Source organism: Streptomyces sp. RK62, from assembly GCF_018070255.1.
GTDB classification, from domain to species: domain Bacteria; phylum Actinomycetota; class Actinomycetes; order Streptomycetales; family Streptomycetaceae; genus Streptomyces; species Streptomyces nigra.
The window spans coordinates 308,145-326,463 of sequence record NZ_JAGPYD010000011.1 but is presented as its reverse complement, the minus strand read 5'-3'; the positions used below and the strand labels follow the sequence as shown (position 1 = coordinate 326,463).

The window sequence follows — 18,319 nt, the reverse complement described above, 5'->3', positions numbered from 1 at the left end:
GCCCCCCACCCCGCCACGTTAGATTTGCTTCGTGCTCTCTCGCCTCACGCGCCCCCGGGCCCTTGCCGTCTGTGCTCTGCCGGTCGTCGCGTTGCTCGCCACCGCGGCCTTCGCGCCTCTGCCGTTCACGCTGACGCAGCCCGGTCTGACGGCGAACGTGCTCGGTGAGAACCGGGGTGAGCCGGTCATCACGATCTCCGGTGCGCCGACCCGGAAGACCAGTGGCCAGCTGCGCATGACCACGATCGAGGCCACCTCGCCCGACACCACCGTGCAGCTCGGCGATGTGATCGACGCCTGGTTCCGCACCGACCAGGCGGTCATGCCGCGCGACTCGGTGTACCCGAGCGGCCAGAGCGTCCGGGAGATCGAGCGGTTCAACACCCGGCAGATGAAGGAGTCCCAGGACGACGCCACCGAGGCCGCCCTGAACTACCTCGACCTCGACGACAAGGATGTCGAGGTCACCCTGAGGCTCGCGGACGTCGGCGGCCCCAGCGCGGGTCTGCTCTTCTCGCTCGGCATCGTCGACAAGCTCGAAGGCGACGGCAGCGGCGGCGACCTCACGGGCGGCCGCACCATCGCCGGCACCGGCACCATCGACCCCGCGGGCAAGGTCGGCGCGGTCGGCGGGGTCTCCCTGAAGACGCAGGCCGCCCGCCGGGACGGCGCGACGGTGTTCCTGGTCCCGAAGGACGAGTGCGGCGACGCGAAGGCGGAACTCCCCAAGGGACTGCGGCTCATCCCGGTGACGACCCTGAAGGGTGCGGTCGACGCGCTCGACGCGCTCCGGACCGGCGAGGGCACCGTCCCGGCCTGCTGAGGCCCGTGCCGCTGCGGCCCGTGCCGCTGAGGCCACGCGTCCCCAGGCCCCGCGGCCGTACGGCTCACTTCACGAAGCCCTCCTGCTTCATCCAGTCCAGCGCGACCTGGTGCGGGTCCTCCCCGTCGACGTCGACCTTCGCGTTCAGGGTCTGCGCCACCGTGTTGTCCAGCTTCTCGGTGATCGGGTTCAGCACGTCCGGGATGGCCGGCCACTTCCGCAGCGTCTTGGTGTGGATCATCGGCGCGGCGTTGTAGTTGGGGAAGAAGTGCTTGTCGTCGTCCATCACGACCAGGTTCATGGACTTGATCCGGCCGTCGGTGGTGAAGACCTCGCCGTAGGTGCAACTGCCCTTCGCCGTCTGGGTGTAGATGATCCCGGTGTCCATCTGCGTGATGTTGCTGGACGGCACGTCCATGCCGTACGTCTTCTCCATCCCCCGCAGCCCGTCGGCCCGGTTGGCGAACTCGACCTCCACGCACAGCGTCACCGCGGACGGATCGGTCCGCGACAGCTCGGCCACGTCGGAGAGGGTGTCGGTGCGGTATCTGCGGTGGTTGGCCTGGTTCATGGCCAGCGCGTAGGTGTTGTCGAGCCGGGACGGCGGCAGCCAGGTCACGCCGTTGCGGGCGTCCTCCTTCTTCACCGCCTCCCACTGCTCGTGCGGGTCGGTGATCGGTTCGCTGTGCCCGAGGTACGTGATCCAGGCCGTGCCCGTGTACTCGTACCCGGCGTCCGCCTCCCCCTTGACCACGGCCTCCCGGCTGCCGATGGAGCCCTGGATGCCGGTGCGGTCGATCACCTCGGCACCGGCGGCCTGGAATGCGATGCCCATGATCGCGCCGAGGATCAGCTGCTCCGTGAACGACTTCGACGTCACCGTCAGCTTGGCGCCCTCCAGCGACTCGCCCCGCCCGATGCTGCCGGGCTTCACGTCGTCGACCATGGGGGAGCCGCTGGTCAGCCCGCAGGCCGACGCCGCCACCAGCAGCGCCGCCGTCAGCAGTACGGCCCGCCGCCTCACAGCTCCAGCCTGCTTCACGGCTCCAGCCCGCCTCACAGGTCCAGCCCCCTCGGCCGCAGCAGCACCTCGGCCAGCGACGCCAGCCAGTCGACCAGCAGCGCCAGCGACACGGTGAGGATCGAGCCGAGCACCAGCACCGGCATCCGCTGGTTGGTGATCCCGGCCGTGATCAGCACGCCCAGCCCGCCGCCCCCGCCGAACACCGCGAGGGTCGCCGTACCGACGTTGAGGACGAGGGCCGTGCGCACGCCCGCCAGGATCAGCGGCACCGCCAGCGGCAGCTCCACCCGGGTCAGTACGCCCGACGACGACATCCCGATGCCACGCGCCGCCTCCAGCAGCGTCGGGTCGTTCGCCTTCAGACCGGCGATCGTGTTCGACAGCACGGGCAGGACGGCGTAGATGATGATGCCGATCAGCGCGGCCCGGCGGCCGATGCCCAGCCAGATCACCAGCAGGGCGAGCAGACCGATCGCCGGGGTCGCCTGCCCCATGTTGGCGAACGCCAGCGCCACCGGGGCGGCCTTGCTGAAGGCCCGCCGGGTGAGCAGGATGCCCAGCGGGATCGCGATGATCAGCACGAAGAACGTGGAGATCACCGTGAGTTCGATGTGCTCCCACAGGGCCTGGGAGACCTGGCCGTCCGACAGGGCGTTCTCGGAGACCGGGTCGAGGTCGGCCTGCCGGAACCACAGCCAGGTCGCGAGCAGCAGCACCACCAGCATCGCCGGCACGAAGGTGAGCTTCTGCCAGCTCAGCTTGCGCGGCGGCCGCTTCGGCGGCGGGGGAGGCGTCTCGTCGTCCTCGGGCGGGGTGGGTCTCTCCCGGGCCGGTGCGCCCGGAGACTGCGGGGTGCTCATGCCTTCTGTCCTCCCGCGCCGCCCTCCTGCTCGGCGTGGGTGACCCCGCTGCGCGAGTCCTCCAGCTCGTGCTGCGCCTCCAGCGCCTCCAGCCGGTCGGCCTCCAGCAGTTCCTGCACGGAGTTCATCAGCGTCTCCATGTCGACGACGCCCTCGTACTCGCCGCGCCGCCCGGTCACCGCCACCCGCCCCGTGTTGTCGGTGAGGACCGCCTCCAGGGCGTCCCGCAGGGTGGCGTCCCGGGTCACGGTGTCGCTGACCAGCGTCCCGGCCCGGGCCAGCGAGCCGCGCGCCCGCATCAGATCGCCGCGCCGCAGCCACTTGTAGGGGCGGCGCCGCTTGTCGAGCAGCAGGATCTCGTTGGTGCCGCTGGAGCGCAGCCGGTTGAAGATCTCCTGGAGCGAGTCGTCGATGGTCACCGTCGGGTACTCGGTGATCTCCACGTCCCGTACACGGGTCAGGTTGAGCCGCTTCAGCGCCGCGCCCGCGCCGACGAACCCGGAGACGAAGTCGTCGGCCGGGTTGGTGAGGATCGCCTCCGGGGTGTCGAACTGGGCGATGTGGGAGCGTTCGCGCAGCACCGCGATCCGGTCGCCGATCTTGATGGCCTCGTCGAAGTCGTGGGTGACGAAGACGATGGTCTTGTGCAGTTCGTGCTGGAGCCGGATCAGCTCGTCCTGGAGGTGGTCCCGGGTGATCGGGTCGACCGCGCCGAACGGCTCGTCCATCAGCAGCACGGGCGGGTCGGCGGCCAGCGCCCGGGCCACGCCGACCCGCTGCTGCTGCCCGCCGGACAGCTGGCGGGGGTAGCGGCCGTGGAACTCGCCGGGGTCCAGCCCGACCAGGTCGAGCAGCTCCTCGACCCGGGAGGCGATCCGGGCCTTGGACCAGCCGATCATCTTCGGGACCAGGCCGATGTTCTGCGCGACCGTCATGTGCGGGAACAGCCCGGCGGACTGGATGGCGTAGCCGAGGCGGCGGCGCAGCTTCACCGGGTCCATGTCGGTGACGTCCTCGCCGTCGATGCGGATCCGGCCGCCGGTCGGCTCGATCAGCCGGTTGATCATCTTCAGCGTGGTCGACTTGCCGCACCCGGAGGGGCCGACGAAGATCACCACCTCGCCCGCCTTGATCTCCATGTTCACGTTGTCCACGGCCGGCTGCGGGCTGCCCGGATAGCGCTTGGTCAGGTTCTCCAGCTCGATGGAGGCGCCGTGGTGCTCGCTCTCAGACACGGATCCCCCTGGGGATGGTCAGCCGTCCGAGGACGACGTACGCGGCGTCGAACAGCAGCGCGAGGATGATGATGCCGAGGGTGCCCGCGAGCACCTGGTTGAGCGCGTTGGCGCTGCCCAGCGAGGCGAGCCCGCGGAAGATCACGTTGCCGAGGCCGGGGCCGGAGGCGTACGCGGCGATCGCCGCGATGCCCATCAGCATCTGGGTGGCGACCCGGATGCCGGTCAGGATGGGCGGCCAGGCCAGCGGCAGCTCCACCCGCAGCAGCTGCGCGAGCCGGGACATCCCGATCCCGCGGGCCGCGTCCACCAGGGCGGGGTCGACCCCGCGCAGACCGACCACGCAGTTGCGCACGATCGGCAGCAGCCCGTACAGCGTCAGGGCGATCACCGTGGGCGCCACGCCCAGCCCCACGATCGGGATGAGCAGGCCGATCATGGCGAGCGACGGGATGGTCAGGATGCCCGAGGTGGTCAGCGTGGCCAGGTTCCCGGCCCACTCGCTGCGGTAGGTCAGCACCCCGATCAGCACGCCGATGAGGGTCGCCACCACCATGCACTGCAGGACCGCGCTGGCGTGCTGCAGGGCGTCGGCGAGCAGTTGCTGGTGGCGGTTGCCCAGGTACTCCCAGAAGCTCACGGCTGACTCACCCCCACCGGATCGCGGGCTAGCTGCTCTCCCGGTCCTCCGCCGCCTGCTCCACCAGCGGGATGACCCGCAGCGGGACAGGGTTCTCCATGACGATCGCGGTGGAGGCCCGGACGATCCCATCGAAACCGACGACCCGGTCGATCACACGTTGAAGATCGGCGTTCGAGCGCGCCACCAGACGGCACAGCATGTCCCCGGTGCCGGTCGTGGTGTGCAGCTCCAGCACCTCCGGCACGGACGCCAAGTGGGCCCGTACGTCGGCTCCTTGGCCCTGCCGGATCTGCAGCGTGGCGAACGCCGTCACCGGGTAGCCGAGCGCCGCCGGATCGACCTCGGGCCCGAACCCGCGGATGACTCCGTTCGACTGAAGACGGTCCAGGCGGGCCTGCGCGGTGCCCCGCGCCACCCCGAGTCGCCGGGACATCTCCAGCACTCCGATCCGCGGCTCGCGCGCCAGCAGCGCGATGATCCGCCCGTCCAGCCGGTCGATCGCCATACGGCCCCCTTCCGGGGTGGTCATCCTGTACAGAAAGTCCGCGTGAACCCTCCGGGCGTCCTACAGATTGCCCAGCGGAAAACGAAACTATTGCGCACCTTGCCGTGCCGGGTGAGGCTGCGCCTATGACGCAGACCACACACCACACTCCCGACACCGCACGGCAGGCCGACCCCTTCCCGGTCAAGGGAATGGACGCGGTCGTCTTCGCCGTGGGCAACGCCAAGCAGGCGGCGCACTACTACTCCACCGCCTTCGGCATGCAGCTCGTCGCGTACTCCGGACCGGAGAACGGCAGCCGCGAGACCGCCTCGTACGTGCTGGAGAGCGGCTCGGCCCGCTTCGTGTTCACCTCCGTGATCAAGCGGTCCACCGAGTGGGGCGCCTTCCTCGAGGACCACGTGGCCGCGCACGGCGACGGCGTGATCGACCTCGCCATCGAGGTGCCGGACGCCCGTGCCGCGTACGCCTACGCGATCGAGCACGGCGCCACCTCCGTCGCCGAGCCGTACGAGCTGAAGGACGAGCACGGCACGGTCGTGCTGGCCGCCATCGCCACCTATGGCCAGACCCGCCACACCCTGGTCGAGCGCACCGGCTACGACGGCCCGTACCTGCCCGGCTACGTCACCGCCGACCCGATGGTCGAGCCGCCGGCCAAGCGGTCCTTCCAGGCGATCGACCACTGCGTCGGCAACGTCGAGCTCGGCCGGATGAACGAGTGGGTCGAGTTCTACAACAAGGTCATGGGCTTCACGAACATGAAGGAGTTCGTGGGCGACGACATCGCGACCGAGTACAGCGCGCTGATGTCGAAGGTCGTGGCCGACGGCACGCTCAAGGTCAAGTTCCCGATCAACGAGCCCGCCATCGCCAAGAAGAAGTCCCAGATCGACGAGTACCTGGAGTTCTACGGCGGTGCCGGTGTCCAGCACATCGCGCTGAACACCAACGACATCGTGCACACCGTCCGCCAGATGCGCGCCGCCGGCGTCCGGTTCCTGGACACCCCGGACTCGTACTACGACACCCTCGGCGAGTGGGCGGGCGAGACCCGCGTGCCCGTCGAGACCCTGCGCGAGCTGAAGATCCTCGTCGACCGCGACGAGGACGGCTATCTGCTGCAGATCTTCACCAAGCCGGTCCAGGACCGTCCGACCGTCTTCTTCGAGCTGATCGAGCGCCACGGCTCCATGGGCTTCGGCAAGGGCAACTTCAAGGCCCTGTTCGAGGCGATCGAGCGCGAGCAGGCCAAGCGCGGCAACCTCTGACGACGGCCCGGTCCGCCGGGGGGGGCTCACTCCCCGGCGGACCAGTCCTCGAAGTCCGGGACGTCCTCCAGCGACGGCTCCCCGAGCTCCTGCAGCGCCTCCTGGGCGCGCGGCACCAGCGTCGGCGAGAAACGCGGGCTGATCCGCAGCGCCTCCTGGAGGTGCCGCCGCGCCGGGCCCTCCCGGCCCAGCTCCCGCTCGATCATGCCCAGGTGATAGCTGTACAGCGCGGAGCGCACGGTGCCGCCCTTGGCCCGGTCGGTGGCCCGCCGGGCGAACTTCAGGGCCTCCTCGCCGTCCCCGGCCCGGTGCAGCGCCCAGCCCAGCGCGTCCGCGACCGCGATCCCCGGCTGCCGCCGCCACTCCTCCCGCAGCCGGTCCACCGCCGACTCCGGGTCCCCGTGGTCCGCCTCGAAACGGCCCAGCACCAGCTCCTCGTCCACCCCGGCCGCCGCGGCCCGCGCCGCCCGCTCCCGCAGCAGGTCGTACTGCACCCGCGCCGCCTGCCCGAGCCCCAGCGACTCGTACAGCTCGCCCAGCTCCAGCGCGTACTCCGGACACGGCTGCCGTGCGAGGGCCGCCCGGTAGGCGGTCACCGCCTCCGTCGTGCGGCCCAGCGCGGCCAGCGCCCGGCCCTGCCCCGCCAGCGCCGCCCGCTGATCAGGGTCGAGCCGCACCGCCTCCCGGAAGTGCCGCAGCGCCACGTCCGTGTCGCCGCGCTCGAAGGCCAGCTGACCGGCCCGCTCCAGATAGGCCGCCCGCTCCGCCGGGGTCCGCGCTCCCGCCGCCGCGTCGGACAGCGCCGCCGCCGCGTCCTCGTCCCGGCCCCGGTCCCGGTACACGGCCGCCGCCGTCGCCCGCACCGCCGGGCCCGACCGCAGCTTCAGCAGCCGGTCCAGGGCCCGCTCCGCCGCCTTGTACTGCCCGAGGCCGGTGTGCGCGTCGATCAGCTGCGGATACGCCGTCCAGCGCTTCGGGTCCGCCTTCAGCGCGGCCTCCGCCCAGGTCAGCGCCGCCCCGAAGTCCCGTCGCGCGTTCGCCAGGGCCGCCATGCCGTCCAGCGCCCCGGCGTTGCGGGCACGGACCTTCAGCGAGGCGCGCAGCGCCTTCTCCGCCTTCGGGTAGTACGCCGGCCGCGCGGTCCGGCGCCCCTGCTCGACGTACGCGGACCCCAGCACCGCCCACGACACGGCGTCCCGCGGACGGTCGCGCACCCGCCGCTCGCGCCGTTCGATCAGCGCCGCCAGATCGGGCAGCGCGGCCGGCACCCCCGAGGTCACCGCGGTCAGCGCCCGCGCTCCCGGCGCCGGCGCGGGCGGCCGGGCCGGCCCCGGCCCGGAGGGCAGCAGCGCCAGTGCCCCGCCGAGCACGGCACACCCCGCCACCGACGCGACGAGGACCCGGCGCCGCAGTCGGCGGCGGGCGGTCGCGTCCTGTTCCTGGTCCACGGCCTCGTTCTCCATGGCGCTCACTGTGCGCGAAACGGGGCGTGGACACGACGATCACAGCCGCCCCGGCACGGGTGCCGCGCGCGGGGTTCACACCGATGGCCCCGGGTGTCACGCTGTGATCATGAGCCGTACCGAAGCCGCACCCGACCAGGCCCTGGGTGACCTCACCGAGCGGCTGCTCGCCGGTCTGCCCGCCGACGCCGTCCTCACCGACCCCGACGTCACCGCCTCCTACGCGCACGACATGGCCAGCTTCTGCCCGGCCGGCGCCCCCGCCGTCGTCGTGCTCCCGCGCAGCGTCGAACAGGTCCAGCACGTGATGCGCACCGCCACCGCGCTGCGCGTCCCCGTCGTTCCGCAGGGCGCCCGCACGGGCCTGTCGGGCGGCGCCAACGCCTCCGACGGCTGCATCGTGCTGTCCCTGACCAAGATGGACCGCATCCTGGAGATCAACCCCGTCGACCGGATCGCCGTCGTCGAACCCGGAGTCGTCAACGCCACGCTGTCCCGCGCGGTCGGCGAGCACGGCCTCTACTACCCGCCGGACCCCTCCAGCTGGGAGATGTGCACCATCGGCGGCAACATCGGCACCGCCTCCGGCGGGCTGTGCTGTGTGAAGTACGGGGTGACGGCCGAGTACGTCCTCGGCCTCGACGTCGTCCTCGCCGACGGACGTCTGATGAGCACCGGCCGCCGCACCGCCAAGGGCGTGGCGGGCTACGACCTGACACGGCTGTTCGTCGGCTCCGAGGGCTCGCTCGGCATCGTCGTGCGGGCGGTGCTCGCGCTGCGCCCGAAGCCGCCCCAGCAGCTCGTCCTGGCCGCCGAGTTCGCCTCGGCCGCCGCGGCCTGCGACGCCGTGTGCCGGATCATGGCGGGCGGCCATGTCCCGTCCCTCCTCGAACTGATGGACCGTACGACCGTCGCCGCGGTCAACTCCATGGCGAAGATGGGGCTTCCGGAGGCCACCGAGGCCCTGCTGCTGGCCGCCTTCGACACCCCCGACCCCGCCTCCGACCTCGCCGCCGTCGGCGCGCTGTGCGAGGCGGCCGGCGCCACCCAGGTGGTCCCGGCGGACGACGCCGCCGAGTCCGAACTCCTGCTCCAGGCACGACGGTTGTCCCTGACCGCGCTGGAGGCCGTACGGGGCGTCACCATGATCGACGACGTGTGCGTGCCGCGCTCCCGGCTCGGCGACCTGATCGAGGGCGTGGAGCGGATCGCCGGGAAGCACCGGCTCACCATCGGGGTCGTCGCCCACGCGGGCGACGGCAACACCCACCCCACCGTCTGCTTCGACGCCGCCGACCCCGACGAGTCCCGGCGCGCCCGTGAGTCGTTCGACGAGATCATGGCGCTCGGTCTGGAACTCGGCGGCACCATCACGGGCGAACACGGCGTGGGCGTGCTGAAGAAGGAGTGGATGGCACGCGAGATCGGCCCCGTGGGGATCGAGATGCAGCGCGGGATCAAGCGGGTCTTCGACCCGCTGGACCTCCTCAACCCCGGCAAGCTGTTCTGACCGGCCGGGCCCGTCACCGGGCGAGCAGCTCGTCGAGCGCGTCGTCGATGCCCAGCTGCTCGCCCTCCGTCCCCGGCGGCACCACCCGCAGCGTCCGCTCCAGCCACGCCGACACCGGCGCGGCCGGCGCCTCCAGCAGTGCGTCCCCGTCCGGCGAGCTCAGTGCCATCAGCACCACGCTGCGGCCCTCCGACTTCGTCGGCCACACCCGCACATCCCCGTGCCCGCACGGCCGGAACACCCCCTCGACCAGCAGATCGCGGGAGAACGTCCAGTGCACGGGCCGCTCGGAGGTGATGTGGAAGGTGACATGGACGGCGTAGGGGTCGTCGCTGTGGTAGCCGAGGCGGGCCGGGACGGGGACGCTGCGCTCGGGCGACAGGACGAGCCGCAGCTCCAGTTCGCGCTCGACGACGGTGTGACGCATGACAGGGGTCCTCTCTCGTGACACGTACGGGTTCCCCGGACGGGCCCGTACGAGTGGAGAGGGGCGACCCCGTACGGCATTACGCGACTCGCGCGGACTTTTTCCGGCCCGGCCCCGGCCCCGGTCTCCCACCCGCTTTCGTACCGGTGACGTACGTGCACGAGGTTGCCCGGAAAGGGGCGGGTCCCGTGGGACCGGCCGTGGCGGGTGCGTCCGTCTGATAGATGTGGAGGCCCCGAAGTGACCCACGAGCAGATACCGGACGACGGACATGAGCGCCCCAACCCCGGCCCCCGGTGACGACCGGCCCCGCGAAGGGTATTACCCGGACCCGTCCATTCCTGGATATGTCCGGTACTGGAACGGCGCCTCCTGGGTGCCGGGCACCAGCCGTCCCGCCCCGACCGACGGCGAGCCGCTCGCTCCGCCGCCGGGCGCACGGCCGGCCGATCCGCCCGCCGCCCCGGTGGAGGAGACCGGCCCGCACTTCTTCGACGAGGAGCCGCCCGCCCGGCCCGCACCCGGCGACGCCCAGCACGGCAGCCGCCCCGAACCCGCCTCCGCCTGGGGCGCCGACCGCTCCCGGCAGACCGGGTTCGGCGGCGACCAGGACCGCCGGGTCTCCTGGGGCGCCCAGCAGGAGGGCGCCGACCCGCGCGTCCCCGCGCCCGCCGAGCCCGAGGCGGAGTCCGGCGCCGGAGCAGGTGCCGCGCCCGACACGTTCATGATGCGGCGCCCCGTGACGGACGGCGGGGGAGCGCGCTCCGCCGCCCCCGACCCCGGCACCATGGCCATCCGCGCGGTCAACCCCCGTGCGGGCGCGCAGAATTCGCCGTCCGCGCCGGGCACGGACGCGCCCCCGGCGGCGAACGCCCCGCAGGGCCCCGGCTTCAGCGCCGGCCAGTCCGCCGCGGAACGCGCCGCGGGAGCCCCGTCACCGGCCCAGCCGTCCGCCGCTGCCCCGTCCGCCGCCCAGCCCGCCGCCGCGCCTCCCTCGGGCCCCCAGCAGGCCGCCGCGGGCATCCCCCAGCAGTCGGGCGGACCGCAGCCCCCGCCCGCCGCGTCCGGGGCGCCGCTCGCGCCGGGTCCCGGCGGCGGTCAGTCCTCCTGGGCGCAGCAGGTGCACCGGCTCGCCGAACCGGGCGCCGACGCCCGCCCGGCCGCCCCGGCCCCGGCCGCCGCCCCCGCCGACGGCAGGCCGGTCGCCCCCTGGAAGCCCGTGCGGGAGGACCCGTTCGCGGCCGCCGCCCTCCGGCAGGCCGCCGCCCGGCCCGCCGGTCTCGGCAAGCGGCTGGCCGCCCGGCTGGTGGACACGATCGTGCTCGCCGCCATCACGGCGGTGGCCGCCGTGCCGCTCGGCACCAAGGCGCTCGACCACATCGACGGCAAGATCGAGGCCGCCAAGCTCTCCGGCCGCACGGTCACCGTCTGGCTGCTCGACGGCACGACATCGGTGTACCTCGGGATCATCCTGGCCGTGCTGTTGGTGGTGGGCGGGCTCTACGAGGCCCTGCCCACCGCCAAGTGGGGCCGCACACTGGGCAAGAAGCTGTTCGGCCTGGAGGTCCGCGACATCGAGGCCCACGAGCCGCCGGAGTACGGCGCGGCCGTGCGCCGCTGGCTCGTCTACAGCGTGCCCGGCGTCCTCGTCATCGGCGTGGTCGGGGTGCTGTGGTGCCTGTTCGACCGGCCCTGGCACCAGTGCCTGCACGACAAGGCGGCCCGTACGTTCGTCGCCGGATAGGCGCGTCGGCCGTTCGGCCCGGATGATTCCGTACTCCGGACGGCCCCGCGCCGGATGCGCGGTCGCGCGGTTCGCGGTCGACTCGGGCCATGAGCAGCGAACCGCCCCCCGGCCAGCAGCCGCCCCCGGACGACGACCCGTTCAGGAAGCAGCCCCCGCCCGGCGACACGGGCGGTCCTTCCGGCGGTCAGCCCCCGCCCCCGCCACCCGGTGGTGAGGGCGGCGGCCCCTACGGCGCGCCGCCCCCGCCTCCGCCCGGCGGCGGAGGCCCCTACGGGGGAGGAGGTCCGTACGGCGGCGGTCCCTACGGCGGTGACCCGTACGGGGGCGGCGGCGGGCCCACCGACCCGCTGGCCGGGATGCCGCCGCTCGCCGACAGCGGCAAGCGCACACTGGCCCGCCTCATCGACCTGATCCTGGTGGCGGTCGTCGTCTGGCTGATCACCTGGGGCTTCGGGATCACCGAGTACGACGTCGACACCGACAAGGTGCAGTACGGCAAGTCCTTCGCCCAGTCACTGGTCGCCGCCGTGCTGTTCGTCGGCTACGACACGGTGATGATCTCCCGGACCGGCCAGACGCTCGGCAAGAGGCTGCTGCACCTGCGGGTCGCCAACCTGGACAACGGGGCCACGCCCTCGGTGCAGACCACGCTGATCCGCTCGCTGGTGCTGTGGATCCCGTTCGCCTTCTGCTGCGCCTGCATCTGGACCGCGATCGCCGGCGGCTGGAGCTTCTTCGACCGGCCCTACAAGCAGGGCCTGCACGACAAGGCGGCGAAGACCGTGGTCGTCAGCACGGGGACGTGAGGGCGGGTCAGGACTTGCTGAGCGCGGGCTCCTCGGTCTTCTCGCGCTCGGCCGCGGCGGTCCGGCCCACCGTCACCACACGGGTCCCGCGCGGCACGGGCACCGTCATGGCGACCAGCAGTCCGAGCAGCAGAGCGGCGAAGGCGATGACCGCGATCCCGGCGCCCGAGCTGGTCTGTGACAGCAGCAGCATGGCGAGCGTCGAGAAGACCACGGTGCACGAGCCGTAGGTGAGCTGTGCGGCAGTCGGACGAGGCATGGTCATCGTGTCCTCGGAATCGGGGGTGCACGGGGGATTCGGCCTGGCTTTGCGCCGACGTCCGGGCGTTCCGCCATCCGACTCTAACCGCGTCCATGCCCGAGAGGAACGTTCGGTAAGCGTGACCTGACCAACAGTGCCGGTGCACGGGGGGCGCACGGATTCATCGTGTCCACCCTGTGGACGGCGGCGCGCGCCCGCCGCCCGGACGCCGTTCGGTAAGTGGACAGCGACTCCGCATAGTGCAATTGACCTGTCCAAGTCAAGGTCTGTTTTTTCTTCCTAACCTCTAGTCAAATGACGTCACTTGACTACACGCGTTGATCACGCGCGCGCGGATCCTATGTTGACCAGGACCCTCCTTCCGCGCGCCCGAACGCGGGGGAGGATCTCAAGTGACCAGTAGACCCTGGACGTTCCGTACGGCGGCGACCGCCGTCGCGCTCGCGACTGCCGCGGCGACGTTCTCGACCTTCGCGGTGGCTCAGGCCGACGAAGGCGCACCGGCCTCCGTGGACCGCCGTGACCCGGCGGACCGGCAGCACGCCGACCACGACCTCGAAGGCCCCCTGAGCAAGACGGTCGAGGCGCAGCGGCAGGAAGCCCTCAACCAGGTCATCTCCGGCAAGACCAAGGTCAAGAGCCGCGACGGCTCGAAGGTCGTCGAGCTCAAGAGCAAGAAGGGCGACAGCAAGTACGTCGAGCTGGGCCGCGAGAAGACCGACAAGATCTTCACGATCCTGGTCGAGTTCGGTGACCAGATCAGCGAGTTCGGCGGCACGCCGGGCCCGCTGCACAACCAGATAGCCAAGCCGGACCCGAAGAAGGACAACTCGACGGCCTGGAAGGCGGACTACGACCGCAAGCACTTCCAGGACATGTACTTCGGCACCGGCAAGAACACCGAGTCGGTGAAGAAGTACTACGAGAAGCAGTCCTCGGGCCGCTACTCGGTCGACGGCGAGGTCTCGGACTGGGTCAAGGTGCCCTACAACGAGGCCCGTTACGGCAACAACGCCTGCGGCGACACGAACTGCTCCAGCGTCTGGAACATCGTCAGCGACGGCCTGAACGCCTGGGTCGCGCAGCAGAAGGCGGCCGGCCGCACCGACGCGCAGATCAAGGCCGACGTCGCGGAGTACGACCAGTGGGACCGCTACGACTTCGACGGTGACGGCGACTTCAACGAGCCGGACGGCTACATCGACCACTTCCAGGTCGTGCACGCCGGTGAGGACGAGTCCGCGGGCGGCGGCGCCCAGGGCACGGACGCCATCTGGGCCCACCGCTGGTACGCGTTCGGCACGGACGCCGGCGCCACCGGCCCGGCCGACAACAAGCTGGGCGGCGCGCAGATCGGCTCCACCGGCATCTGGGTCGGCGACTACACGGTCCAGCCGGAGAACGGCGGACTCGGCGTCTACGCCCACGAGTACGGCCACGACCTCGGTCTGCCGGACCACTACGACACGCAGGGCGGCGAGAACTCCACCGGGTTCTGGACGCTGATGTCCTCCGGTTCCTGGCTGGGCACCGGCAAGAAGGAGATCGGTGACCTGCCCGGCGACATGACCGCCTGGGACAAGCTCCAGCTGGGCTGGCTGAAGTACGACACGGCCAAGGCCGCCACCAACTCGTGGCACAAGCTGGGCGTCGCCGAGTACAACACGAAGCACAAGCAGGCCCTCGTGGTCGAGCTGCCCAAGAAGAAGGTCACCACCGAGATCGTCCAGCCCGCGCAGGGCGAGAACCAGTGGTGGAGCGGGAGCGGCGACAGCCTCTCCAACACGCTGAGCCGTTCGGTCGACCTGACCGGCAAGACGGCCGCCTCCCTGACGCTCGACGGCTGGTGGGACATCGAGGCCGGTTACGACTACCTCTACACCGAGGTGTCCACCGACGGCGGCGCCAACTGGACCGCTGTCGACGGCACCGCCGACGGCACGGCCCTCGGCAAGGACGCCAGCGGCAAGCCGGCGATCGACGGCACCTCCGGCGCCTGGAAGAAGCTGGTCTTCCCGCTCGACGCCTACGCGGGCAAGAAGATCGACCTGCGCTTCCGCTACCAGACGGACGGCGGCGTGGCCCAGAAGGGCTTCGCGGCCGACAGCATCACGGTGACCGCCGACGGTGCGGCGGTGTTCTCGGACGACGCCGAGACCGCCGACGACGCCTGGGCGAAGAAGGGCTTCTCGCGCATCGGCGCGTCCATCACGGACGACTACGCCCAGTACTACATCGCCGAGAACCGCCAGTACGTGTCGTACGACAAGACGCTGAAGACGGGCCCGTACAACTTCGGCTTCTCGACGACCCGTCCGGACTGGGTGGAGCACTACGCCTACCAGAATGGTCTGCTCATCTGGAAGTGGGACACCTCGCAGCTGGACAACAACACCAGCCAGCACCCGGGTGCCGGTCTGATCCTGCCGGTCGACTCGCACCCGACCCAGCTGAAGTGGACGAACGGCACGCTGATGCGCAACCGCATCCAGGCCTACGACTCCCCGTTCAGCACCTTCCGCACGGACGGCATGACGCTGCACAACGCGGACGTCGCCGCGAAGATCCCGTCGCGTCCGGGTGTGGGGGTCTTCAACGACCGCACCAACACCTACTACGACGCGTCGAACCCCTCCGCGGGCGTCAAGATCACTGACACCAACACCAAGATCAAGATCGTCAAGGAGGCCAAGGACGGCTCCACGATCGAGCTCGAAGTGGGCCCCGCGGCGAAGTAAAGAGTAAAACTGCAGGTCAGAGCATGATCGGCGGCAACCCCCTGGCGGGTTGCCGCCGCTCGTGTTTAGGTGCACCCTGTGCTTCCGTTATTGACACCGACTCGCACGGGGGTGTGACCGTATGGCCGCAGGAGGTTTCTGCAAGCTGCCGACCGGCAGCGTGGTGGTGGCGCTGAACCTGCCCAGACCCACCGCCGACGGCACGGGCAGCGTCCGTGTCCTGGTGCACGCCCGCAACCGCGCCCGAGCCCTGACCAGGCTCCGCAACCTGGGCATGCGCGCCGTCTACCTGCGGGGGAACGCCGCCCCGCCGACGCCGGACGAGATCACGGCCGTCCTGCACCACCCCGACGGCCTGATATGGCGCACCGCGCCCTGCCCGGACGTCGTCCCCGCCGTACCGCAGCTCGTCCCCGGACCGGCCCAGGAGCTCTGGCACCCGATCCGCGCCCTGAAGCGCCGGCCCGCCGCCCCGGCCTGACAGGTGCCTCGGGCTACGCCACGACGGGCTTGCCGGTCAGCTCCACGCCGGCCTCGCGTAGCTCCTCCAGGGCCCGCTCCGTGGTCTCGGCGGACACCCCGGCGGTCAGGTCGAGCAGCACCTGCGTACGGAACCCCTCGCGCGCCGCGTCCAGCGCGGTGGCCCGCACACAGTGGTCGGTCGCGATGCCCACGACGTCCACCTCGGTGACCTCCCGGGCCCGCAGCCAGTCCGCGAGCCGTACGCCGTTCTCGTCGGCGCCCTCGAACCCGCTGTACGCCGCGGCGTACGCCCCCTTGTCGAAGACGGCGTCGATCGCGCCGGAGGCGACCGCGGGCGCGAAGTTCGGGTGGAAGCCCACGCCCTCGGTGCCCGCCACGCAGTGCGCCGGCCAGGACCGGACGAAGTCGGGGTGGGCCGAGAAGTGCCCGCCCGGCGCGATGTGGTGGTCGCGCGTGGCCACGACGTGCTGGTACCCGGACCCGGCGGCCTGACCGATGAGCTCCGTGATGGCGGCGGCCACGTCGGCGCCGCCGGCCACCGCGAGGCTGCCTCCCTCGCAGAAGTCGTTCTGCACGTCTACGACGATCAAGGCGCGGCGCATGGTCGGTGTCCTTCGGTTATGGACGCTGAGGTCGGGACGGTGGAGCGGTGCGTGCGGGGCCCGGCCGTGAACCTCCGAGCCTAGAGACTTCGTGTGCGGTGCGGGAGGGGGCATGGGGTGGGCACTGCGGGCGCGCCCGTTTCACGCCCCCGTCTGGCTACCCGGGCGCCCGGTGACGTACTCCGTCGGAATGACGGGTTCCCCTCGGGAGAGCTGCATCGCGGACAGTGGCAGGTTCGCGCGGGCCGCCGCGTGCCGGTCCCGGACGGCTTCCAGCGGCTCCCGGCCCACGACCTCCCCGCCCTTCACGAGCGGCACCAGCAGCTGCCGGTCGGCGAGCTCGGCGGGCACCGGCCCGGTGCCGATCACCTCGGCCTCCGCGACCCCGTCGGCGTCGAGCCGGCGCGCCGCCCACTTGCGCCCGCCCACGGAGGTCTTCCCGCCGGTCGACCGCTTCGCCACCGGCACCAGCGGCGCCCCGGCGTCGGCGGACCCGGCGCGGGCGACCAGCTTGTAGACCATGGAGGCCGTCGGGTGCCCCGACCCGGTCACCAGCTGGGTGCCGACGCCGTACGCGTCCACGGGCGCCGCCGCCAGCGAGGCGATGGCGTACTCGTCGAGGTCGGAGGTGACCAGGATCCGGGTGCCGGTCGCGCCCAGCTCGTCCAGCTGGTGCCGGACCCGGTGCGCGACCAGCAGCAGGTCGCCCGAGTCGATACGGACGGCGCCCAGCTCGGGCCCGGCGACCTCCACGGCCGTACGGACCGCCTCGGCGACGTCGTAGGTGTCGACCAGCAGCGTGGTGCCGCGGCCCATGGAGTCGATCTGCGCCCGGAAGGCGTCCCGCTCGTGGTCGTGCAGCAGGGTGAAGGCGTGAGCGCTGGTGCCGACGGTGGGGATGCCGTACCGGAAGCCGGCGGCCAGGTCGGAGGTGGAGGTGAAGCCGCCGATGTAGGCGGCCCGGGAGGCGGCGACCGCGGCCAGCTCGTGGGTGCGGCGGGCCCCCATCTCGATCAGCGGGCGGTCTCCGGCGGCCGCCGACATCCGGGAGGCGGCCGCGGCGATCGCGGAGTCGTGGTTGAGGATGGAGAGGATCACCGTCTCCAGCAGCACGCACTCGGCGAAGGTGCCCTCCACCCGCAGGATCGGCGAGCCGGGGAAGTAGACCTCGCCCTCCGGATAGCCCCAGATGTCGCCGGTGAAGCGGTAGTCCGCGAGCCGCTCCAGCGTCGGCTCGTCGACGATGCCCCGCTCGCGCAGGAAGCCGAGGACGTCCTCGTCGAAGCGGAAGTTCTCCACCGCGTCCAGGACGCGTCCGGTGCCGGCCGCCACGCCGTAGCGCCGGCCGTGCGGCAGCCGCCGGGTGAAGACCTCGAACACGCTGCGCCGGTCCGCGGTGCCCGCCTTCAGGGCGGCCTGCAGCATCGTCAGCTCGTACTGGTCCGTGAAGAGCGCCGTCGACGGAACGTCCACCGGCAGCTTGAGGTCCGCTGTTCCCATGGCCATGCATCGTACCCCCATTTCGTCACTCTGACGATTTGGGGGCGGGGCGGGCCGGGGATTTGTGCGACCACCCCCCTGCGGTGGCAGCATGGGCACTGTGACGTCACCCGCTCCCCTAGAGATCGAACGCACCGAGTCGGCGGAGGAAGTGTTCGCCGTCCCCGAGCCCGACGTCCCCTGGGTCACGATCGTGCACAACGACCCGGTCAACCTCATGAGCTACGTGACGTACGTCTTCCAGACGTACTTCGGGTACAGCAAGGACAAGGCCACCAAGCTCATGCTCGACGTCCACCACAAGGGCCGGGCGGTCGTCTCCAGCGGAAGCCGCGAGGAGATGGAACGCGACGTGCAGGCCATGCACGGCTACGGCCTGTGGGCCACCCTCCAGCAGGACCGGAAGTAGCGAATCGTCTC

18 protein-coding genes are annotated in these 18,319 nt (G+C 71.6%); 8 read left to right on the top strand and 10 right to left on the bottom strand.

Annotated elements, in window-relative coordinates:
- The first annotated feature begins 31 nt into the window (after positions 1-31).
- Positions 32-823 (top strand): S16 family serine protease, encoded by a 792-nt coding sequence (locus KBY32_RS23050; protein ID WP_210981424.1) that lies wholly within the window; start codon positions 32-34, stop codon positions 821-823.
- 64 nt (positions 824-887) lie between these two features.
- Here KBY32_RS23050 and KBY32_RS23045 read toward each other — a convergent pair whose 3' ends face one another.
- From KBY32_RS23045 to KBY32_RS23025, 5 genes are read right to left on the bottom strand one after another with little or no spacing between them, the layout of a single operon-like run.
- Positions 888-1,847, bottom strand: a complete 960-nt coding sequence (locus KBY32_RS23045) for a glycine betaine ABC transporter substrate-binding protein (RefSeq protein ID WP_210981423.1) — start codon at positions 1,845-1,847, stop codon at positions 888-890.
- A 32-nt stretch (positions 1,848-1,879) separates the two neighbouring features.
- Positions 1,880-2,707 carry an ABC transporter permease gene (locus KBY32_RS23040; protein ID WP_055624586.1) on the bottom strand — a complete coding sequence of 276 codons (828 nt, stop codon included), beginning with the start codon at positions 2,705-2,707 and terminating at the stop codon, positions 1,880-1,882.
- Entirely contained in the window at positions 2,704-3,942 is a 1,239-nt protein-coding gene (locus KBY32_RS23035; protein ID WP_210981422.1) for a betaine/proline/choline family ABC transporter ATP-binding protein, read from the bottom strand. Before KBY32_RS23035 ends, KBY32_RS23040 begins: the two co-directional genes overlap by 4 nt.
- Positions 3,935-4,582 carry an ABC transporter permease gene (locus KBY32_RS23030; RefSeq protein ID WP_055624584.1) on the bottom strand — a complete coding sequence of 216 codons (648 nt, stop codon included), beginning with the start codon at positions 4,580-4,582 and terminating at the stop codon, positions 3,935-3,937. The genes KBY32_RS23035 and KBY32_RS23030 overlap by 8 nt, the downstream gene beginning before the upstream one ends.
- 28 nt (positions 4,583-4,610) lie before the next feature.
- Positions 4,611-5,090 (bottom strand): Lrp/AsnC family transcriptional regulator, encoded by a 480-nt coding sequence (locus KBY32_RS23025; RefSeq protein ID WP_055624583.1) that lies wholly within the window; start codon positions 5,088-5,090, stop codon positions 4,611-4,613.
- 125 nt (positions 5,091-5,215) lie between these two features.
- Here KBY32_RS23025 and hppD point away from each other — a divergent pair, with 125 nt between their 5' ends.
- A complete protein-coding gene (hppD, locus tag KBY32_RS23020) occupies positions 5,216-6,361 on the top strand; it encodes a 4-hydroxyphenylpyruvate dioxygenase (protein ID WP_210981421.1) in 1,146 nt (381 codons plus the stop codon).
- Between the two features lie 26 nt (positions 6,362-6,387).
- Here hppD and KBY32_RS23015 read toward each other — a convergent pair whose 3' ends face one another.
- Positions 6,388-7,824: a tetratricopeptide repeat protein gene (locus KBY32_RS23015; RefSeq protein ID WP_210981420.1), complete on the bottom strand. Its 1,437-nt coding sequence runs from the start codon at positions 7,822-7,824 to the stop codon at positions 6,388-6,390.
- A 109-nt stretch (positions 7,825-7,933) separates the two neighbouring features.
- Here KBY32_RS23015 and KBY32_RS23010 point away from each other — a divergent pair, with 109 nt between their 5' ends.
- Entirely contained in the window at positions 7,934-9,334 is a 1,401-nt protein-coding gene (locus tag KBY32_RS23010; protein ID WP_247689831.1) for an FAD-binding oxidoreductase, read from the top strand.
- A 13-nt stretch (positions 9,335-9,347) separates the two neighbouring features.
- On the opposite strand, the gene KBY32_RS23005 is transcribed toward KBY32_RS23010, so the two are convergent.
- A complete protein-coding gene (locus KBY32_RS23005; protein ID WP_055624579.1) occupies positions 9,348-9,761 on the bottom strand; it encodes an SsgA family sporulation/cell division regulator in 414 nt (137 codons plus the stop codon).
- A gap of 271 nt (positions 9,762-10,032) precedes the next feature.
- Between KBY32_RS23005 and KBY32_RS23000 the strand changes: the two genes are divergently transcribed.
- Positions 10,033-11,505, top strand: a complete 1,473-nt coding sequence (locus KBY32_RS23000) for an RDD family protein (protein WP_210981418.1) — start codon at positions 10,033-10,035, stop codon at positions 11,503-11,505.
- Between the two features lie 89 nt (positions 11,506-11,594).
- Positions 11,595-12,314 (top strand): RDD family protein, encoded by a 720-nt coding sequence (locus tag KBY32_RS22995; RefSeq protein WP_210981417.1) that lies wholly within the window; start codon positions 11,595-11,597, stop codon positions 12,312-12,314.
- A 7-nt stretch (positions 12,315-12,321) separates the two neighbouring features.
- Here KBY32_RS22995 and KBY32_RS22990 read toward each other — a convergent pair whose 3' ends face one another.
- Positions 12,322-12,579, bottom strand: a complete 258-nt coding sequence (locus KBY32_RS22990; protein ID WP_107096811.1) for a hypothetical protein — start codon at positions 12,577-12,579, stop codon at positions 12,322-12,324.
- 389 nt (positions 12,580-12,968) lie between these two features.
- Here KBY32_RS22990 and KBY32_RS22985 point away from each other — a divergent pair, with 389 nt between their 5' ends.
- On the top strand, positions 12,969-15,314 hold the full coding sequence (locus tag KBY32_RS22985) for an immune inhibitor A domain-containing protein (RefSeq protein ID WP_210981416.1): 2,346 nt from the start codon (positions 12,969-12,971) through the stop codon (positions 15,312-15,314).
- A 121-nt stretch (positions 15,315-15,435) separates the two neighbouring features.
- Positions 15,436-15,795, top strand: a complete 360-nt coding sequence (locus tag KBY32_RS22980; protein WP_055623358.1) for a hypothetical protein — start codon at positions 15,436-15,438, stop codon at positions 15,793-15,795.
- Between the two features lie 13 nt (positions 15,796-15,808).
- Here KBY32_RS22980 and KBY32_RS22975 read toward each other — a convergent pair whose 3' ends face one another.
- A complete protein-coding gene (locus KBY32_RS22975; protein WP_108707101.1) occupies positions 15,809-16,399 on the bottom strand; it encodes an isochorismatase family protein in 591 nt (196 codons plus the stop codon).
- 141 nt (positions 16,400-16,540) lie between these two features.
- Positions 16,541-17,899, bottom strand: a complete 1,359-nt coding sequence (locus KBY32_RS22970) for a nicotinate phosphoribosyltransferase (RefSeq protein ID WP_210981415.1) — start codon at positions 17,897-17,899, stop codon at positions 16,541-16,543.
- A gap of 91 nt (positions 17,900-17,990) precedes the next feature.
- Here KBY32_RS22970 and clpS point away from each other — a divergent pair, with 91 nt between their 5' ends.
- On the top strand, positions 17,991-18,308 hold the full coding sequence (gene clpS, locus KBY32_RS22965) for an ATP-dependent Clp protease adapter ClpS (RefSeq protein ID WP_055623360.1): 318 nt from the start codon (positions 17,991-17,993) through the stop codon (positions 18,306-18,308).
- Positions 18,309-18,319: the final 11 nt, after the last annotated feature.

What these genes read in the sequence shown, in the direction of transcription:
- KBY32_RS23015 (WP_210981420.1), bottom strand. Translation starts at nt 7,824, where the DNA reads ATGGAGAACGAGGCCGTGGACCAGGAACAGGACGCGACCGCCCGCCGC.
- KBY32_RS22975 (WP_108707101.1), bottom strand. Translation starts at nt 16,399, where the DNA reads ATGCGCCGCGCCTTGATCGTCGTAGACGTGCAGAACGACTTCTGCGAG.
- KBY32_RS23010 (WP_247689831.1), top strand. Translation starts at nt 7,934, where the DNA reads ATGAGCCGTACCGAAGCCGCACCCGACCAGGCCCTGGGTGACCTCACC.
- clpS (WP_055623360.1), top strand. Translation starts at nt 17,991, where the DNA reads ATGGGCACTGTGACGTCACCCGCTCCCCTAGAGATCGAACGCACCGAG.
- KBY32_RS22980 (WP_055623358.1), top strand. Translation starts at nt 15,436, where the DNA reads ATGGCCGCAGGAGGTTTCTGCAAGCTGCCGACCGGCAGCGTGGTGGTG.
- hppD (WP_210981421.1), top strand. Translation starts at nt 5,216, where the DNA reads ATGACGCAGACCACACACCACACTCCCGACACCGCACGGCAGGCCGAC.
- KBY32_RS23025 (WP_055624583.1), bottom strand. Translation starts at nt 5,090, where the DNA reads ATGGCGATCGACCGGCTGGACGGGCGGATCATCGCGCTGCTGGCGCGC.
- KBY32_RS22990 (WP_107096811.1), bottom strand. Translation starts at nt 12,579, where the DNA reads ATGACCATGCCTCGTCCGACTGCCGCACAGCTCACCTACGGCTCGTGC.
- KBY32_RS23040 (WP_055624586.1), bottom strand. Translation starts at nt 2,707, where the DNA reads ATGAGCACCCCGCAGTCTCCGGGCGCACCGGCCCGGGAGAGACCCACC.
- KBY32_RS23000 (WP_210981418.1), top strand. Translation starts at nt 10,033, where the DNA reads ATGAGCGCCCCAACCCCGGCCCCCGGTGACGACCGGCCCCGCGAAGGG.
- KBY32_RS22995 (WP_210981417.1), top strand. Translation starts at nt 11,595, where the DNA reads ATGAGCAGCGAACCGCCCCCCGGCCAGCAGCCGCCCCCGGACGACGAC.
- KBY32_RS22970 (WP_210981415.1), bottom strand. Translation starts at nt 17,899, where the DNA reads ATGGGAACAGCGGACCTCAAGCTGCCGGTGGACGTTCCGTCGACGGCG.
- KBY32_RS23005 (WP_055624579.1), bottom strand. Translation starts at nt 9,761, where the DNA reads ATGCGTCACACCGTCGTCGAGCGCGAACTGGAGCTGCGGCTCGTCCTG.